The sequence below is a fragment of the Pseudomonas aestuarii genome (assembly GCF_027988105.1).
Classification (GTDB): Bacteria; Pseudomonadota; Gammaproteobacteria; order Pseudomonadales; family Pseudomonadaceae; genus Aquipseudomonas; species Aquipseudomonas aestuarii.
This window is the reverse complement of sequence record NZ_JAQJZJ010000003.1, coordinates 407,567-426,367: the sequence shown is the minus strand read 5'-3', so window position 1 is coordinate 426,367 and position 18,801 is coordinate 407,567. Positions and strand designations below refer to the sequence as shown.

14 protein-coding genes and 1 tRNA gene are annotated in these 18,801 nt (G+C 58.8%); 9 read left to right on the top strand and 6 right to left on the bottom strand.

The annotated features are described in order from the left end of the window. Positions 1 to 73: 73 nt before the first annotated feature. Genes gpM through PH586_RS08885 form a run of 3 tightly spaced genes read right to left on the bottom strand, consistent with a single transcriptional unit; the run spans position 74 to position 2,768 of the window. Positions 74 to 787 (bottom strand): phage terminase small subunit, encoded by a 714-nt coding sequence (gene gpM, locus PH586_RS08895; protein WP_271347396.1) that lies wholly within the window; start codon positions 785 to 787, stop codon positions 74 to 76. An 11-nt stretch (positions 788 to 798) separates the two neighbouring features. After that, positions 799 to 1,872: a phage major capsid protein, P2 family gene (locus tag PH586_RS08890; protein WP_271347395.1), complete on the bottom strand. Its 1,074-nt coding sequence runs from the start codon at positions 1,870 to 1,872 to the stop codon at positions 799 to 801. A 44-nt stretch (positions 1,873 to 1,916) separates the two neighbouring features. Then, complete coding sequence (locus PH586_RS08885; protein WP_271347394.1) at positions 1,917 to 2,768, bottom strand: GPO family capsid scaffolding protein; 852 nt, start codon at positions 2,766 to 2,768, stop codon at positions 1,917 to 1,919. Between the two features lie 155 nt (positions 2,769 to 2,923). Here PH586_RS08885 and PH586_RS08880 point away from each other — a divergent pair, with 155 nt between their 5' ends. The 9 genes from PH586_RS08880 (at position 2,924) to PH586_RS08840 (ending at position 15,277) form a co-directional block, all read left to right on the top strand. Beyond that, positions 2,924 to 4,684, top strand: coding sequence for a terminase ATPase subunit family protein (locus tag PH586_RS08880; RefSeq protein WP_271347393.1), 1,761 nt, complete (start codon positions 2,924 to 2,926; stop codon positions 4,682 to 4,684). Next, entirely contained in the window at positions 4,685 to 5,713 is a 1,029-nt protein-coding gene (locus tag PH586_RS08875; protein ID WP_271347392.1) for a phage portal protein, read from the top strand. A gap of 1,074 nt (positions 5,714 to 6,787) precedes the next feature. Beyond that, positions 6,788 to 8,098, top strand: a complete 1,311-nt coding sequence (tig, locus tag PH586_RS08870; RefSeq protein WP_271347537.1) for a trigger factor — start codon at positions 6,788 to 6,790, stop codon at positions 8,096 to 8,098. Positions 8,099 to 8,190: 92 nt separating this feature from the next. Beyond that, a complete protein-coding gene (gene clpP, locus PH586_RS08865; RefSeq protein ID WP_271347391.1) occupies positions 8,191 to 8,832 on the top strand; it encodes an ATP-dependent Clp endopeptidase proteolytic subunit ClpP in 642 nt (213 codons plus the stop codon). A 108-nt stretch (positions 8,833 to 8,940) separates the two neighbouring features. Beyond that, the gene (clpX, locus tag PH586_RS08860) at positions 8,941 to 10,221 is read left to right on the top strand and encodes an ATP-dependent Clp protease ATP-binding subunit ClpX (protein ID WP_238041198.1); all 1,281 of its coding nucleotides are present in this window, start codon (positions 8,941 to 8,943) and stop codon (positions 10,219 to 10,221) included. Positions 10,222 to 10,373: 152 nt separating this feature from the next. Then, positions 10,374 to 12,770 (top strand): endopeptidase La, encoded by a 2,397-nt coding sequence (gene lon / locus PH586_RS08855; protein WP_271347390.1) that lies wholly within the window; start codon positions 10,374 to 10,376, stop codon positions 12,768 to 12,770. Positions 12,771 to 12,906: 136 nt separating this feature from the next. Next, entirely contained in the window at positions 12,907 to 13,179 is a 273-nt protein-coding gene (gene hupB / locus PH586_RS08850) for a nucleoid-associated protein HU-beta (RefSeq protein ID WP_025165694.1), read from the top strand. A gap of 49 nt (positions 13,180 to 13,228) precedes the next feature. Continuing rightward, positions 13,229 to 13,305 (top strand) — tRNA-Asp (locus PH586_RS08845). Positions 13,306 to 13,402: 97 nt separating this feature from the next. Further along, positions 13,403 to 15,277 (top strand): SurA N-terminal domain-containing protein, encoded by a 1,875-nt coding sequence (locus PH586_RS08840; protein ID WP_271347389.1) that lies wholly within the window; start codon positions 13,403 to 13,405, stop codon positions 15,275 to 15,277. A 62-nt stretch (positions 15,278 to 15,339) separates the two neighbouring features. On the opposite strand, the gene fabI is transcribed toward PH586_RS08840, so the two are convergent. The 3 genes from fabI to PH586_RS08825 are packed head-to-tail and all read right to left on the bottom strand — an operon-like array spanning position 15,340 to position 18,800. Further along, a complete protein-coding gene (gene fabI, locus PH586_RS08835) occupies positions 15,340 to 16,134 on the bottom strand; it encodes an enoyl-ACP reductase FabI (RefSeq protein ID WP_271347388.1) in 795 nt (264 codons plus the stop codon). Between the two features lie 31 nt (positions 16,135 to 16,165). After that, a complete protein-coding gene (locus PH586_RS08830; RefSeq protein ID WP_271347387.1) occupies positions 16,166 to 17,779 on the bottom strand; it encodes an ABC transporter ATP-binding protein in 1,614 nt (537 codons plus the stop codon). A 1-nt stretch (position 17,780) separates the two neighbouring features. After that, positions 17,781 to 18,800, bottom strand: coding sequence for an ABC transporter permease (locus tag PH586_RS08825; protein WP_271347386.1), 1,020 nt, complete (start codon positions 18,798 to 18,800; stop codon positions 17,781 to 17,783). Position 18,801: the final 1 nt, after the last annotated feature.

The following is an 18,801-nucleotide window of genomic DNA, read 5'->3' as shown; positions in this document are numbered from 1 at the left end:
CGGGGCGTCACAACTGGGAAAGGAGAAAACCCGTTGATCAGCCCCGAGCCGCCGTGTGCGTGGGGACGCTCGGTTAGCTGGCCTGTGGCGGCGCAGCGTGTTTTTTCAGGAGGCGCTCGACGCGCTCCAGGTCTTTTTTGCCGCCGCAGTTGCTGTGCAGGTCGATGGCGCGGGCCAGGTGCGCCTTGGCCAGTACCAGATAGCCAATGTGCGCAGATGTGAGCTGCTCATCTGGCGCTTTCGCGGCGTTTTCCTTGCCCAGGGCCAGGTGCAGCTTGGCGCGGGCTTGGTCGGGCATGTCTTGTTCGGCGGTGAGGGCAGCAGCTTGTTCGATGATTGCGAGCGGGAAGCTCTCGCCCGATTTCTGGGCCTTGAGTGCGGCGTTGGCGATTTCCTCGGCGATGAGGGTGCCGGTGCTGCGCTCGAAGCGGTCGGGCATGAGCATGTTGTGCTTGATGACGTAGGTGGCGATTTCCAGGGCGCCCTGGTAGAGCCCCGCGTCGATACACCAAACCATGAGGGTGGTTAGCACTTCGTCCTGTGCTCCGTTGCCGGCAGCCAATACGCCTTGGATGTAGGGCTCGTAGGCCGGGATCAGCTGGGCCTTGAGCTCAGCCTTGCCCTGGTTGGACTGCACGTTTTTCAGGCGCTGGCGGTCCTGCAGGAGCTGGGCGAGTTGCTGCTCGTAGGCGGTGGCGCCGGCCATGGAGATAGCTGGCGCTGTGGCGGCGGCCTCCTTGGCTGCGCGCTTGCGCAGCTGGTTGCGTTGGGCTGGAGTCAAGCTCACGGGGTCACCTCTTAGGCTTCAGTCGGTTCTGGGTAGGCGACCGGCGTGATGTTATCGATCAGGGCGACCAGGCCGAAGTCTTCGATGACGTAGGCTTCGTTGGAGGACTGGTAGTCGGCGATGCGGTCAAGCTCGGGCTCGTCTTTCAGGTGACGACGACGGGCACCGTTCTGGTAGTAGATCGACAGGTTGCTGAGGGTGGTGATGAGCACGGTGTTGTCCGGGAAGAACGGCGCGTCGACCACCGGCAGGCCACCCAGGCGGGCGCGGCTGACGATCTCTTGCGCGGCGTTTTCTTCCTGGTTGGCGTCGGCACCCTTTTCCACGGCGGCCAGCAACTTGCTGTGCATCAGGTTGCGCGAAACCATCACGCGCAGATCCGGACGGCTGCGATGCCATGGGTCGAGCATCTGGATGCCGTCGAATACCAGGCCGTCGAGGGTGGCGTAGTCGCCCTCGAATACGGTGTCCACGCCTGCCACCTTGATGACTTTGCGCGGGCCGAGGGTGACTTCGCCGGAGGCTTCTACCACTTCATCCAGCACGCGGTCTGCTGCGCCGGTGCGGATCTTCTGCAGCCAGCCGATGTTGACGTCTTGCAGCAGCGGGTTGGCGCCAATGTCGGTGGTGGCGGCGGCACTGGTGCCGTTGAAACCGATCATGATGCGGTCCAACGCCTGGCGCAGGACGATGGCGGCGCTCAGTTTGCTCTGGAATTCCGGAAACTTGGCCCAGGCATCCAGCAGGGCATAGGGGAACGCGCTGTCGAAGTTGGTTTGCTTGCAGGTGTAGGCGTCTTTGCTCAGGGCGCTGCGGCCTTGGGGGCTGCGCCGGGTGCCACCGGAGGTGTCGGTACGGCCGGCAATAGGGCCGTTGACGCCCAGCAACAGGGCTTCACCGGACTGATCGTCGACGCCAATGATGTTGATTTGTTTCAGGAAGCCATCGGACTCCTGAACCGCAACTTCCAGCTTTTGCTGGATGCTGGGGTCTACGTTGAATTTTTCATGGGCGCTGGCCACGCCGTTGATCAGGGCGATCTGTACGGCCAGGGCGGCGAAGGCAAAGCGGGTTTCTTTACGCATGGGGGTGTTCTCCGGTGTATAGGCTTGTCGGTTGGGCCGTGGGATCAGAACTGGGTCAGCACGTTGCCGGCGCCGCCAGCGGCAGGCGGGCGATGGTGTTGGCTGTGGTCAGCGGTTTGGCCAAGCTTGGTTTTGAGCGCTGTCAGCTCGGTATCCAGGCTGGTGAACTGCTGCTGCAGTGCCGCCAGGGCTGTGCCTGATGCGTCGGCTTTTTCGGCCTGCTGGGTGGCCAGGGTTACCAGGCTTTCCAGGGCTTCACCGATGTCGGAGAAGGTGGTGGCGTCCTTGCCTTCTTTGTCCTTGCTCATTTTGATGAAGTCACCGAGCTTGGCTTTGATGGCTGCAAAAGCGCTGGGCTGGTCGGTGACTTCTTCGAATTCGATGGCTGCCTCTTCGGCGGCGGTGAACAGGTTGTCGGCGTGGGTTTTGCGGCTGTTCAAGGTGCCGTGTTTGGCGCTGAACGACAGGGCTTCGGTGCCCAGGCTGGCCGGGGTGTCGGTGATGGCCAAGCCGACCAGGTAGGCCTTGCCGGTGTCGGCAAACTTGGGATAGACCTCGGCGGAGGTGTAGACCTTTTGCCCGGCCTTGTTCAGGGCGAGCAAGGAGGCGTTGGGTTCGAGTTGGGCGAACAGTGCGAGCTTTTTGACGCCTGCAATCTCGACTTCCTCAGCCTTGAGCGCCAGGACGTCGCCATAGGATCCGAACTCACCGCCCGGCCAGGCCCATTTGATGTGCTCGCAGTTGATGCGCGCGCCATAGGTGTTGGGGCTGTACTGCTCCGCCATTTCCTCGATCCAGTTGCGCTCGATCTGGCGGCCGTCGGTGGTAGCACCTTCGACGGCGATGCGAGTCCACTTGGAGCGGAATTTCTTGGCGGGTTGGTTGGTGGCGGCCATTTGGACTGTCCTCGATGCGGTGGCGGCGTGCTGCCGTTGCGTTGAGGGCATGTTCGGCAGCGCCGACGTTACGGGCAACGACGCGACGCTGTAGGGGCGGGCGTTACAGCGCGCGGGGCGGGTACGACACGCGCGCGAGAGGCAGCATCTGCGCCATGAATGCTGCCGTTGAAATTCCCGTCCGTGATAACCGCCGCCAGGCCAAGTTTTTGTACTGGACGGGTTGGCGCGTCACCGAAATTGCCGAGCACCTGGGCGAGAAGGAAAAAACCGTCCACAGCTGGAAGGCTCGTGACGAGTGGGACCGGGCGGACAACGTGGAGCGGATCGGCGGTGCGTTGGAGGCGCGGCTGGTGCAGCTGATCCTCAAGGACGGCAAGACTGGCGGGGATTTCAAGGAAATCGACCTGCTGCACCGCCAGCTCGAGCGCCAGGCGCGCATCGAGCGCTTCCAGGGCGGCGGTACCGAGGCGCAGCTAAACCCTAACCTGGACAAGCGCAACGAGGGGCCGAAGAAGAAGGCCCGGCGCAATGAGTTCAGCGAGGAGGACGTCGAGAAGCTGACCGAGGCGTTCAGGGATGGCTGTTTCGGCTATCAGCTGGACTGGTACCGGGCGGGCAATCAGCGCACGCGGGCCATTCTCAAGAGCCGGCAGATTGGCGCGACGTTCTACTTCGCCCGGGAGGCGCTGCTCGATGCGCTGGCGACGGGGCGCAATCAGATCTTTTTGTCTGCGTCGAAGAATCAGGCGCACATCTTCAAGGCCTACATCCAGGCATTCGCCCGCGAGGTGTGCGGCGTTGAGCTGACGGGTGATCCGATCATTCTGGCCAACGGCGCCGAGCTGCACTTCCTGGGCACCAATGCGCGCACGGCGCAGGGCTACCACGGCAATTTCTACTTCGATGAGTTCTTCTGGACGTTCAAGTTCAAGGAACTGAACAAGGTCGCCAGCGGCATGGCGATGCAGAAGCAGTACCGCCGCACGTACTTTTCGACGCCCAGCTCGATGGCGCATGAGGCCTACACCTTCTGGACGGGTGAGCGCTTCAACAAGGGCAAGCCGGCGGCGCAGCGGATCAACCTGGACGTGTCGCACGACGCGCTGCAGCAGGGCCGGTTGTGCGAGGACAAGGTGTGGCGGCAGATCGTCACTATCCTCGACGCCGAGCAGCGCGGCTGCGATCTGTTTGATATCGAGGAGCTGCGCCAGGAGTACGACGCCGAGGCCTACCAGAACCTGCTGATGTGTCAGTTCGTCGACGACGGGGCGAGCATCTTCCCGCTGTCGGCGCTGCAGCCGTGCATGGTCGATAGCTGGGTGGAGTGGGGCGAGGACTACAAGCCGTTCGCGGCCAGGCCGTTTGGCGATCGCCAGGTATGGGTCGGCTATGACCCGGCCGAGACGGGCGATAGTTCGGGCCTGGTGGTGGTGGCGCCGCCGATGGTGGCGGGGGGCAAGTTCCGCGTGCTCGAGCGGCATCAGTTCCGCGGGATGGATTTTGCGGCGCAGGCCGAGTCGATCCGCCAGGTGTGCCAGCGCTATTGGGTGACCTACATCGGCATCGATACCACGGGCATGGGCTCGGGCGTGGCGCAGCTGGTGCAGCAGTTCTTCCCCGGGCTGACCAAGTTCAGCTATTCGCCAGAGGTGAAGACGCGCCTGGTGCTCAAGGCGCACGACGTGATCCACAAGGGCCGGCTGGAGTTCGACGCCGGCTGGACCGACTTCGCGCAATCGCTGATGGCGATCCGCAAAACCATTACCGCCAGCGGGCGGCAGTTCACCTATACCGCCGGGCGCAATGAGACCACCGGTCACGCTGACCTGGCCTGGGCGCTTTTTCACGCACTACACCACGAACCGCTCGAGGGGCAGACCGCTGCCAATACCGGGCGGATGGAGCTTTTTTAAATGACTACAGGCAATCAGGTGGCCGTTGCGGCCGACGCGCAGGGCGTTAGCTCTCACCAGGGGGCGACTGCCTTTACATTCGGCGCGCCGGAGTCGGTGCTGTCGGCCCACGAGATTTTCGATTATCTGGAGTGCTGGTTTAACGGCCGCTGGTATGAGCCGCCGCTGTCGATGGATGGGCTGGCGCGCTCGGTGAAGGCCAGCGTGCACCTGGACTCGGGCCTGCGCTTCAAGCGCAATCAGCTGAGCCGGACCTTCATCCCGCACAAGCTGCTGAGCCGCGAGGCGTTTGACCAGTACGCCCAGGACTATCTGGCACTGGGCAACGGCTACGTCGAGGCGCGCCGCTCGATGCTGGGTTCGCCGCTGGCGTTGAAGCCGACGCTGGCCAAGTACATGCGGGTGGGCAAGGACGGGCGGTTCTTCCAGGTGCAGGGCTGGAAGGATGAGCACGAATTCGACCAGGGCAGTGTGTTTCACCTGCGCGAGCTGGACTTGCATCAGGAGATCTACGGGCTGCCGGAGTGGATCTGTGCGCTGCAGTCGGCGTTGCTCAACCAGTCCGCCACGCTGTTCCGCCGGCGCTACTTCGAGAACGGCAGTCACGCCGGGTTCATCCTGTACATGACCGACGCCGCCCAGCAAGAAGACGACATCGATGACCTGCGCACGGCGCTGAAGAACTCCAAGGGCCCAGGAAATTTCCGCAACCTGTTCGTCTATGCGCCCAACGGCAAGAAGGACGGCATCCAGCTGATCCCGGTGAGCGAGGTGGCGGCGAAAGATGAATTCAACTCGATCAAGGACAAGACGCTCGAGGACGTGCTGGCCGCGCTGCGGGTGTATCCGCAACTGATGGGCATCGTGCCGAAGAACGCGGGCGGCTTCGGCTCGCCCCAGGAGGCCGCCGGAGTCTGGGCCACGCTGGAACTGGAGCCGATCCAGACACGCCTGGCCCTGCTGAATGACTGGGTAGGCGAGGAGGTGGTGCGCTTCAAGCCGTTTGAGCTGGGCATCGTTAGCAAGTAATCACCAGCTGCACCAATAAGCCGCCCTCGAGGCGGCTTTTTTGTGTCTGCGCGACTAGATGTTTGTCGGCGCCTCATGCGGAATAACCCCAGCACATCATACTTCGAAGCGCTTTAAAAGTCCTCTTAAAAGTCGCTGCAGCCCAGTAAATACGCGGGTTTGCGGCTCATTCAGACGGGCGGCAGCGGCTGCCGATATCGACACGCGATCGAGGCACCACCTGCGCACCACCATGGGGCGCCCGCCGGCCAGCAGGCTGGGCCAGCCCCTGGCGCGCGCCGTCATCCCCCCACCTCACCTGCGGGCTAAATGGGTCGAATTCTCTGCACCCCTGCGGATGGCTTCTGGCGGCCCTGGGCGGTGGCTGTGGGCGTGATGCTTGCTCGCTGAATACCTGCGATTCCCTGCAGCGTGCGTCGTTTCTGCGGCCTCCTGGGCGGCTTGCTGAGCGCTTCGTTTTCAGTTCGATCATCGGGAAAGGGTAATTTTGGTATTGGATGCGGCTGCATGGTACTCAAGGCCCCGTATTTCCTGGGCTCTGGCGATTACCTTGGATGGTGATTAATGGTTAGGGGTAGGGTAATAATTTCGTAAGTGTTTGATTTTAAAGGCTTGCAGCTTTGTTGGTGGAAACCATGGTTAGAGGTAAGGTGGTTACTAGATACTTACCATTTAATTACCTTTAACAATATTTACTAACCTATTGAAATCAAACGCTTTGAGCCGTGATAAAAAAACACCTAACCGAAATTACCTGTTTTCGATGGGTCAACCTGAAAACCGGTTGACCGCAGGGGGCGGGGCTTTTACAGTGCGCACCCCTTCATTCACTGGGAATGACTTGGGAACAAATACAGGCTCTCGCATAGCGCGCTAGCCGCAGAAAATCAGGCTTTCAGGCGTGTCCGGGGATCTGGTGTTGAGTTCGAGTCTCTCCGTCCGCACCATCTTTTAGCTCCCTCCCGTTTGCCGCTAGCATCTAGGGTGACTTCTGCAAATTGACCCTCTAGAATGCATGCCCTTGATTCGGGGCCGGTAAACGGCCGGCCTATGTCTGTGCAACGAGGAATACCCATGCAAGTTTCTGTTGAAAGCACTTCTGCTCTTGAGCGTCGCATGACCGTCGGCGTTCCCGTCGAGCGCATCGAGACTGAAGTCAACAAGCGTCTGCAGCAGACCGCCCGCAAGGCTAAAGTTGCTGGCTTCCGTCCTGGCAAGGTGCCGATGAGCGTGATTCGCCAGCGCTATGAAGACTCCGCTCGTCAGGAAGCCCTGGGTGACCTGATCCAGGCCACCTTCTACGAAGCCGTGGTCGAGCAGAAGCTCAACCCAGCAGGCTCTCCGGCCGTCGAGCCGAAAACCTTCGAGAAGGGCAAGGACCTTGAGTACATCGCGACTTTCGAAGTCTTTCCGGAATTCGAGGTAGCCGGTCTCGAGACCATCGCTATCGAGCGTCTTCAGGCCGATGTGGCTGATGCCGACTTGGACAACATGCTGGAAATTCTGCGCAAGCAGAACACCCGCTTTGAAGTGGTTGAGCGTGCTGCCGAAAATGGCGACCAGCTGAATATCGACTTCGCTGGCAAGATCGACGGCGAAGCCTTCGCAGGTGGTTCTGCTACCGGTTCTCAGCTGGTTCTCGGCTCCGGCCGCATGATCCCTGGCTTTGAGGATGCCCTGGTTGGTGCCAAAGCCGGTGATGTCCGGGTGATCAATCCGGTATTCCCAGAGGACTACCAGAATCTGGATCTGGCCGGCAAGACCGCTGAGTTCACTGTTACCGTGAACAGCGTTTCCGCCCCCCAGTTGCCTGAGCTCAACGACGAATTCTTCGCCCAGTTCGGCGTGAAGGAAGGCGGCCTGGAAGGTTTTCGCGCTGAAGTGCGCAAGAACATGGAGCGCGAGCTGCGTCAGGCCATCAAGTCCAAGGTGAAGAACCAAGTGATGGACGGTCTGTTGGCTGCCAATCCGATCGAAGTGCCGAAGTCCCTGATCGGCAATGAGATCAATCGTCTGCGCGTGCAGGCGGTGCAGCAGTTCGGAGGCAATATCAAACCCGAGCAACTGCCGGCGGATATGTTCGAAGAACAAGCCAAGCGTCGCGTGGTGCTGGGTCTGATCGTTGCCGAAGTGGTCAAGCAGTTCGAGCTCAAGCCTGACGATGCTCGTGTGCGCGAGATGATCCAGGAAATGGCTTCTGCTTACCAAGAGCCTGAGCAAGTCGTGGCCTGGTACTACAAAAACGACCAGCAAATGAACGAAGTCCGTTCGGTTGTGCTGGAAGAACAAGTTGTAGATACTGTTTTGCAGAAGGCTAATGTGACCGATAAATCGGTCTCCTACGAAGAAGCTGTCAAGCCGGTGGAAGCTCCGCAAGCCGCCTGATTTCTTTACCTCGTTCGAGCACACCATAAGCCAGCCACCGTGCTGGCTTATGCGTATTTGATATATGACTGTTTAGGGAGCGAGTGCAAGAAATGTCCCGCAATCCTTTTATGCAACAAATGCCAGAGATCCAGGCCGCTGGCGGCTTGGTACCCATGGTCATCGAACAGACGGCCCGCGGTGAGCGCGCCTATGACATTTACTCACGTCTGCTCAAGGAACGCGTGATCTTCCTGATTGGCCCGGTCGAAGACTACATGGCCAACCTGGTAGCCGCGCAGCTGCTGTTCCTCGAAGCGGAAAATCCGGACAAGGATATCCATCTGTATATCAACTCGCCGGGTGGCTCGGTGACTGCAGGCATGTCGATCTACGACACCATGCAGTTCATTCGCCCAGACGTGTCGACTATCTGCATCGGCCAGGCATGCAGTATGGGTGCTTTGCTGCTGACTGCTGGCGCTGCTGGCAAGCGATTTTGTCTGCCGCACTCGCGGATGATGATTCATCAGCCGTTGGGTGGCTTTCAGGGGCAGGCGTCGGATATCGAGATTCATGCTCGCGAAATCCTGACCATTCGTGATCGCCTGAATAACGTGCTGGCTGGTCATACCGGTCAGCCGCTGGATGTGATTGCGCGTGATACCGATCGCGACAACTTTATGAGTGGTGAGACAGCTGTTGCTTATGGCCTCATCGATAAAGTTCTCGATAAGCGCCTGGCTTCGAGCTAGTTAAGGTGATCGTGCGCGGCCGGCATGCAGTCGGTCGCATTGCGGGCTTGAAAATGCTCGCATTTGCCTCCATCTTGTTTTTCAAGCCTACCGTATTGGATTGATCGAATGACTGACACCCGCAATGGCGAGGACAACGGCAAGCTGCTTTATTGCTCCTTCTGCGGCAAAAGCCAGCATGAAGTGCGTAAATTGATTGCCGGCCCCTCGGTCTTTATCTGCGACGAGTGCGTCGACCTGTGCAATGACATCATCCGCGAGGAGGTGCAGGAAGCCCAGGCCGAAAGCAGCGCGCACAAGCTGCCTGCGCCAAAGGAAATCAGCGCCATCCTTGATCAGTATGTGATTGGTCAGGAACGGGCGAAGAAAATCCTGGCAGTGGCAGTTTATAACCACTACAAGCGGCTTAATCAGCGCGAGAAGAAGGACGATGTCGAGCTGGGCAAGAGCAATATCCTGCTGATCGGTCCAACCGGTTCGGGTAAAACCCTGCTGGCCGAAACCTTGGCGCGCTTGCTCAATGTTCCTTTCACCATCGCTGATGCCACCACGCTGACCGAAGCTGGTTATGTGGGGGAGGATGTCGAGAACATCATCCAGAAATTGCTGCAGAAGTGCGATTACGATGTGGAAAAGGCCCAGATGGGCATCGTCTATATCGACGAAATCGACAAGATCTCGCGCAAGTCTGATAACCCGTCGATTACCCGTGATGTTTCGGGCGAGGGTGTGCAGCAAGCCTTGTTGAAACTGATCGAGGGTACTGTGGCCTCGGTACCTCCGCAGGGCGGGCGCAAGCATCCGCAGCAGGAGTTCCTGCAGGTCGATACGCGCAATATCTTGTTTATCTGCGGCGGTGCTTTTTCTGGCTTGGAAAAAGTTATCCAGGGCCGTTCGACTCGGGGCGGGATCGGCTTCAATGCCGAGGTTCGCAGCAAGGATCTGGGTAAGAAGATTGGTGAGTCGCTGCGTGCCGTCGAGCCGGACGATCTCGTCAAGTTTGGTTTGATTCCGGAATTTGTCGGTCGTTTGCCGGTTATCGCAACCCTCGACGAGTTGGATGAAGCTGCGCTTATGCAGATTCTGACCGAGCCGAAGAATGCCCTGACCAAGCAATATGCCAAGCTTTTCGAGATGGAAGGTGTTGATCTGGAGTTCCGTCCTGACGCGCTGTTGTCCGTTGCGCGCAAGGCTCTGGAACGTAAGACCGGTGCCCGTGGTTTGCGCTCGATCCTTGAGGGGATTCTGCTCGATACCATGTACGAGATTCCTTCGCAGTCGGAGGTCAGCAAGGTGGTTGTCGACGAAAGTGTTGTCGATGGAACATCCAAGCCTCTGTTGATCTATGAGAACAGCGAGCCTGCTGCCAAGGCGGCTCCTGACGCCTGATCGATCTGTTACATGTTGAAAGCAAAGGGGCCTGCGGGCCCCTTTGCTTTTGCAGTCGAAACGCTTGTTTTTTGCTGGGGCTAGCCCCATCTTAGGGTTAAGGGTTATCCCATCTATTCAAGGCCTTCGGGGTCGCTGTAGAGCCAGAAATCATGAAGACAACCATCGAATTGCCTCTCCTTCCGCTACGCGATGTCGTGGTCTACCCGCACATGGTCATCCCGCTGTTTGTTGGTCGCGAGAAATCCATCGAAGCCCTGGAGGCCGCGATGAATGGCGAGAAGCAGATTTTGCTGATCGCTCAGAAAAATCCCGCCGATGATGATCCCGGTGAAGAAGAGCTCTACCGTGTCGGTACCGTTGCGACGGTACTGCAACTGCTGAAACTGCCCGATGGCACCGTAAAAGTGCTGGTCGAAGGTGAGCAGCGCGGAGAAGTCGAACGATTTATCGAGGTAGACGGCCACTGCCGCGCCGAAGTGCAATTGATCGACGAGGTCGATGCACCGGGGCGCGAGTCCGAGGTGTTTGTCCGCACTCTGCTCAGTCAATTCGAGCAATATGTGCAGCTGGGCAAAAAGGTTCCACCCGAGGTGTTGTCCTCGCTCAACGGCATCGATGAGCCGAGCCGCCTGGTCGATACCATGGCAGCGCACATGGCGCTGAAGATCGAACAGAAACAGGAAATCCTGGAAATCACCGACTTGTCGGCGCGGGTTGAGCATGTGCTCGCCTTGCTGGATGCCGAGATTGATCTGTTGCAGGTCGAAAAGCGCATTCGTGGCCGGGTCAAGAAGCAGATGGAGCGCAGTCAGCGCGAGTACTATCTGAATGAGCAGATGAAGGCCATTCAGAAAGAACTTGGCGACAGCGAGGACGGTCTCAATGAACTCGATGAGCTGAAGAAACGCATCGAGAACGGCGGCTTGAGCAAAGAGGCCTACAGCAAGGCCCAGACCGAGCTGAACAAGCTCAAGCAGATGTCGCCTATGTCGGCAGAAGCCACTGTGGTGCGCTCCTATATCGACTGGCTGGTGAATGTGCCGTGGACGGCGCGTAGCAAGGTGCGCCTGGATCTGGCGCGTGCCGAAGCTATCCTGGATGCCGATCACTACGGCCTCGATGAGGTCAAGGATCGTATCCTCGAGTACCTCGCCGTGCAGAAGCGGGTGAAGAAGATCAAGGGGCCGGTGCTGTGCCTGGTCGGGCCGCCGGGTGTGGGCAAGACCTCGCTGGCGGAGTCCATCGCACACGCCACCAACCGCAAGTTCGTGCGCATGGCGCTCGGTGGCGTGCGCGATGAAGCAGAGATTCGCGGTCACCGCCGTACCTATATCGGCTCGATGCCGGGTCGTATGATCCAGAAAATGACCAAGGTCGGCGTACGTAATCCGCTATTCCTGCTCGATGAAATCGACAAGATGGGTCAGGACATGCGCGGCGATCCAGCTTCCGCGCTGCTTGAGGTGCTCGATCCGGAGCAGAACCACAATTTCAATGATCACTATCTGGAAGTCGATTACGACCTCTCGGATGTAATGTTCCTCTGTACTGCCAACTCCATGAACATTCCGGCAGCTTTGCTCGATCGCATGGAGGTCATCCGTCTGCCCGGTTATACGGAAGATGAGAAGATCAACATCGCCATCAAGTACCTGGCGCCCAAGCAGATCCAGGCCAACGGCCTGAAAAAGGGCGAGCTCAGTTTCGAGCGCGAAGCCATTCGCGACATCATTCGCTACTACACGCGCGAAGCCGGTGTGCGCAGCCTGGAGCGGCAGATTGCCAAGGTCTGCCGCAAGGCGGTGAAAGAGCACAGCCTGGAAAAACGTTTTGAGGTGCTGGTGACAGCTGACTCGCTTGAGCATTTCCTCGGTGTGCACAAGCACCGTTATGGCTTGGCGGAACTGCAAGATCAGATCGGTCAGGTGACCGGGCTGGCCTGGACTCAAGTCGGTGGCGAGTTGCTGACCATCGAAGCGGCAGTGGTGCCGGGCAAGGGGCAGCTGATCAAGACCGGTTCGCTGGGCGATGTGATGCTTGAATCCATTACTGCGGCGCAGACCGTGGTGCGTAGTCGGGCTAAGAGCCTGGGAGTCCCTCTGGACTTCTATGAGAAGCGCGACATCCATATCCATATGCCGGAAGGGGCAACCCCCAAAGACGGCCCTAGCGCGGGCGTAGGCATGTGCACGGCGCTGGTCTCGGCCCTGACTCAGATTCCGGTGCGTGCAGATGTAGCAATGACCGGTGAAATCACCCTGCGTGGCCAGGTGTTGGCCATCGGTGGCTTGAAAGAAAAACTCCTGGCGGCACATCGGGGTGGAATCAAAACCGTGATCATTCCGGAAGAGAATGTGCGCGATTTGAAAGAGATTCCGGAGAACATTAAGCAAGACTTGCAGATTAAACCGGTTAAATGGATTGACGAAGTCCTGCAGATTGCGCTGCAATACGCGCCGGAGCCCTTGCCTGACGCGGCTCCTGAGCTGGTTGCAAAGGATGACAAGCGCGAAACGGATTCCAAGGGGCGAATTAGCACGCACTAGTTGGGAGGCTTCCTTGACACAATTTTAGAGCCCTTGTTATAAAGCGGCTCTTATTGTGTCGGAAGATCATCCAGCACTCGTTTTGCTTACACTAAAAATCAAGAAACAATCTCATCAGAAATTAAGGGGACTTAGAGTGAACAAGTCGGAACTGATCGATGCCATTGCTGCATCTGCTGATATCCCGAAAGCTGTTGCTGGCCGTGCGCTGGATGCAGTGATTGAATCTGTCACTGGTGCTCTGCAGGCTGGTGACTCCGTAGTACTGGTTGGTTTCGGTACCTTTGCTGTCAAAGAGCGCGCAGCGCGCACTGGTCGCAACCCGCAAACGGGTAAGCCGATCAGCATTGCTGCTGCGAAGATTCCAGGTTTCAAAGCCGGTAAGGCACTGAAAGACGCCGTTAACTAAGCGCCTTTCAAGCATTGCCTCAGGTCAGCTTAAGCGCTGATCTGGCAGCGGAGCGGTAGTTCAGTCGGTTAGAATACCGGCCTGTCACGCCGGGGGTCGCGGGTTCGAGTCCCGTCCGCTCCGCCAGTTACGAGAAGGCGCATCCTCGGATGCGCCTTTCTTCTATCCGGTTATTACCCACACTGCACGACTGCTGATTTTGTACAGTCGTTCTGGGGGAAGCATGCTGCAGAATATCAGGGACAATTCACAAGGTTGGATTGCCAAAACCATTATCGGTCTCATCGTGGTACTGCTTGCGCTGACCGGTATCGAAGCCATTTTCACCAGTGCCAGCAACAGTCAGAATGCTGCAGAGGTCAATGGCGAAAAAATCACCATCAATCAGCTCGGCCAAGCGGTCGAGATGCAGCGGCGTCAGCTTTTGCAGCAGCTTGGGCGTGATTTTGATGCTTCCTTGCTGGACGAGAAGTTGCTTCGCGAAGCGGCACTCAAAGGCCTGATCGAGCGTACGTTGCTGTTGCAGGGTGCAATCGATGCGAAATTCGCATTGTCCCCGCAGGCCCTCGATCAGCTGATTCTGCAAACGCCCGAATTTCTGGTCGACGGCAAGTTTGATGCCGCTCGTTTCGACCAGGTAATCCGCCAGCTCGGCTACACGCGCATGCAGTTCCGCCAGATGCTCGAGCAGGAAATGCTGATTGGCCAGTTGCGCGCGGGCCTATCGGGTAGCGCCTTCGTGACCGATGCTGAAGTGACTGCTTTCGCGCGGCTGGAAAAGCAGACTCGTGACTTCGCGACCCTGACGCTGAAGGCTGATAGCGATGCGGTCCAGCTCAGCAGCGATGACATCAAGGCCTACTACGATGCACAGGCTAGCCAGTTCATGAGCCCTGAGCAGGTCGTGCTGGAGTATGTCGAACTGAAGAAGGATGCATTCTTCGATCAGGTTGAAGTCAGTGATGAAGAGCTGCAGAGCGCTTACGAAAACGAAATTGCTAACCTGGCCGAGCAGCGCCAGGCGGCGCATATCCTGGTAGAGGTAAGCGATTCGCTCGACGATGAGCAGGCCAAGGCCAAGATTGAGCAAGTGCAGAAGCGCCTGCAGCAAGGCGAAGACTTTGCCGCGCTGGCCAAGGAATTCTCCGACGATCCAGGTTCTGCTGCCAACGGTGGCGATCTCGGGTTTGCTGGCCCTGGCGTCTACGATCCAGCCTTTGAAGAGGCGCTCTATGCCTTGGACGAAGGCCGGGTATCGGCGCCGGTACGCAGCGAATTTGGCTGGCATCTGATCAAGCTGTTGGCTGTTCAGGCTCCAGAGGTGCCGAGCTTCGCCAGCCTGCAAGACAAGCTGGTACGTGACTTGAAAACGAGCAAGCTGGAGCGGCGATTTGTCGAGGTCAGCAAACAGCTCGAAGATGCTGCATTCGAAGCGTCGGATCTGGCTCAGCCTGCCCAGGAACTGGGGCTGGAAGTCAAAACCAGTGAAGCCTTTGGGCGTGAGGGGGGCGAGGGGCTGACTGCTAACCGTCAGGTAATTCAGGCGGCTTTCAGTGCTGAGGTGCTGGAGGATGGTAGTAACAGCAACGCCATCGAACTCGATCCGAATACCGTTGTTGTGTTGCGCGTCAAGGAGCACAGGAAGCCTGAGCAACTGGCTCTCGAGCAGGTCGAAGAAAGCATTCGTGAGCAGCTGACCAGGGTCCGGGCCACTGAAGCTGCCAAGGCCGAGGGTGAGGCTCTGCTGGCATCCTTGAATGATGGCAAGACGCCGGTTGAGCAGGCGGGGTCGGGGCAAACCTGGGATGTGGTTGAAGCCGCGACACGCAGTCAGGAGGGGGTTGAGCCCGCGGTACTGCAGGCGTTGTTCCGTATGCCCAAGCCGAGCGCGGCTGGCCAGTCGACGTTTGCCGGGGTCACGCTGAGCACTGGTGATTTTGTGGTGGTGCGCCTCGATGGTGTGAGCGAGCCTGAAGGGCCATTGGCGGATGAAGATAAGGCTATCTACAGCCGCTTCCTTGCCTCGCGCAGTGGTCAGCAGGACTTTGCGGCCTTCCGTAAGCAACTGGAAGCCGAGGCGGATATCGAGCGATTCTGATATCTGCTGTGTATAAAAAAGGCCGCTATAAGCGGCCTTTTTTATTATTCATGGCGCGGAAATCAATCTTCCATTGCACCCATTGCCGTGGTGTTGAAGCCGCCATCGACGTACATGATTTCGCCACTGACACCCGATGCCAGATCGGAGCAGAGGAAGGCGCCGGCGTTGCCAACTTCATCAATGGTCACATTGCGGCGCAGGGGTGTCTGCTTCTCGTTGGCGGCAAGCATTTTGCGGAAGCTCTTGATCCCCGAGGCGGCGAGGGTGCGAATCGGGCCGGCAGAGATTGCGTTGACCCGAGTGCCTTCAGGGCCGAGGCTGCCGGCCAGGTAGCGGACGCCGGCTTCCAGGCTGGCCTTGGCCATACCCATGACGTTGTAATTGGGCATGGTGCGTTCTGCACCAAGGTAGGAGAGGGTCAGCAGGCTGCCGTTGCGGCCTTTCATCATTTCGCGGCCGGCCTTGGCCAGGGCGACGAAGCTATAGGCGCTGATGTCGTGGGCGATCCGGAAACCTTCACGAGTAGTGACGTCGGTAAAGTCGCCATTGAGTTGGTCGCCGGGCGCAAAGCCAACCGAGTGGACGATGCAATCCAGGCCATCCCATTGCTTGCTCAGGGCTTCAAATGCGCTAGCGATCTCTTCATCGCTGGCTACGTCGCAGGGGAAGCACAGCTCGGGACCGGAACCCCAGCCAGCGGCAAACTCTTCGACGCGCCCTTTGAGTTTCTCATTCTGATAAGTGAAGGCCAGTTCGGCGCCCTCACGGTGCATGGCCGCGGCAATGCCCGAGGCAATGGACAATTTGCTGGCAACGCCAACGATCAGTACGCGCTTACCGCTTAGAAAACCCATGTGTGCTCTTCCTCTTCCTGCTTTTAAGGATTTAGTCAGCAGCGCCTGGAGCCAATAAAGCCGCTTCCAGTAACTGCTGGGTATAAATATGCTGTGGCGCGGCAAAAATCGCCGCCGCCGGGCCTTGTTCGACCGCTTGCCCCTCCTTGACCACGATCAGGTGGTGGCTGATCGCGCGAACTACCGCCAAGTCGTGGCTGATAAACAGGTAAGTCAGGTTGTACTTGGCCTGCAATGATCGCAGCAACTCCACTACTTGACGCTGAACCGTACGGTCGAGTGCCGACGTCGGCTCGTCCAACAGTATCAGCGCCGGTTTCAGCACCAGTGCGCGGGCTATGGCAATCCGCTGCCGTTGCCCGCCGGAAAACTCATGGGGGTAGCGGTGCCGAGTATCCGGATCCAGGTCTACCTCCAAAAGTGCGTCGATGATCGCCTGTTCCTGTTCCGCCGCCGTGCCCATCTGATGAATGCGCAGGCCCTCGCCGACAATCATGCCCACCGTCATCCGCGGGCTCAAGCTGCCGAACGGATCCTGGAACACCACCTGCATCTGTCGGCGCAGCGGACGAACCTGGGGTTGCGTCAATCCATTCAATGTCTGGCCCTGAAAGCGAATGGCGCCCTGACTGCCAATCAGCCGCAGGATTGCCAGGCCCAAGGTGGATTTACCGGAACCGCTTTCGCCTACGATGCCCAGGGTTTGACCCTGGGGCAGACTGAAATTGATGCCATCCACCGCTTTTACATAATCGACCGTACGGCGCAGCAGTCCTTTCTTGATTGGGAACCAGACGCGCAGATCATCGACTTCCAGCAGTGGCACACCGGCAGGGTTGGCCACCGGTTCGCCGCTTGGCTCGGCACCTAGCAGTTCCTTGGTATAGGGATGCTGCGGTGCATGGAACAGTTGCTCACACGACGCTTGTTCGACGATCTTTCCCTGCTGCATGACACATACACGATGGGCAATTCGTCGAACCAGATTGAGGTCGTGACTGATCAGCAGCAGCGCCATGCCCAGGCGTGCCTGCAGATCCTTGAGCAGTTCGAGGATCTTCAGCTGCACGGTGACATCCAGTGCAGTGGTCGGTTCGTCGGCGATGAGCAGTTCCGGCTCGTTGGCCAGGGCCATGGCGATCATCACCCGTTGCCGTTGGCCGCCGGAGAGTTCATGGGGGTAGGCTTTGAGGCGTTTGTGCGGTTCCGGGATGCCGACCAGTCCGAGCAGTTCCAAGGTGCGCGCGGTGGCCGCCTTGCCGGTCAGGCCCTTGTGCAGGGCCAGTACTTCATTGATCTGCTTTTCGATGCAATGCAGCGGGTTCAGCGATGTCATGGGTTCCTGAAACACCATGGCAATGCGGTTGCCGCGGATGTTGCGCAGTTTGTTCTCGTTCAGTTTGAGCAGGTCATGCCCGGCATAGTGAATAGTGCCGCTGGGATGCCGAGCCAGGGGGTAGGGCAGCAGGCGCAGGATCGAGTGGGCGGTAACCGATTTTCCTGAGCCGCTTTCACCGACCAGGGCCAGGGTCTCGCCGCGGTGAATATCGAAGCTGACGCCCTCGATCACGCGTTGCTTCGACTCACCACTGACAAATTCGACGGCCAGGTCACGTACTTCGATAAGGGTCTCGGATCGGGTCATCTTATTTCCTCGGATCGAAGGCATCGCGTGCCGCTTCGCCGATAAACACCAGGAGGCTGAGCATCAGCGCCAGCACGGTAAAGGCGCTGATACCGAGCCAGGGCGCCTGCAGGTTGGATTTACCCTGGGCGACCAGTTCGCCCAGCGAAGGCGCACCCGGCGGCAGGCCGAAGCCAAGGAAGTCCAGCGCGGTCAGGGTGCCAATGGCGCCGGTGAGGATGAAGGGCATGAAGGTCATGGTCGAGACCATGGCGTTGGGCAGGATGTGATTGAACATGATGGCGCCGTTCTGCATGCCTAGGGCTCGTGCAGCCCGCACGTATTCCAGATTGCGCCCACGGAGGAATTCGGCGCGCACCACATCGACCAGGCTCATCCAGGAGAACAGCAGCATGATGCCCAGCAGCCACCAGAAGTTCGGTTGCACGAAGCTGGCGAGAATGATCAGCAGGTAGAGCACCGGAAGACCCGACCAGATCTCCAGGAAGCGTTGCCCGACCAGGTCGACCCAGCCGCCATAGAAGCCCTGTAGGGCCCCTGCGAATACGCCGATGATCGAGCTGAGGATGGTCAGGATCAGCGCGAACAACACCGAAATGCGGAAGCCGTAGATCACCCTGGCCATGACGTCGCGGCCCTGGTCGTCGGTGCCCAGCCAGTTGTCGCGCGATGGCGGCCCCGGCGCCGGCACTTGCAGGTCGTAATTGATGCTGGAGTAACTGAAGGGGATCGGCGGCCAGAGCATCCAGCCGTCTTTCTGGCCGATCAATTCCTGGATATAGGGACTCTTGTAATTGGCCTGCAGGGGGAATTCGCCGCCAAAGACGGTTTCCGGGTAGCGTTTGAGTACCGGGAAATACCACGCGTTGTCGTAGTGCACGACCAGGGGTTTGTCGTTGGCGATCAGTTCGGCGCCGAGGCTCAGGCCGAATAGCACGAGGAAGATCCACAACGACCACCAGCCACGCTTGTGGGCCTTGAACAGTAGCAGGCGTCGCTGATTTAACGGAGAGAGCGTCATC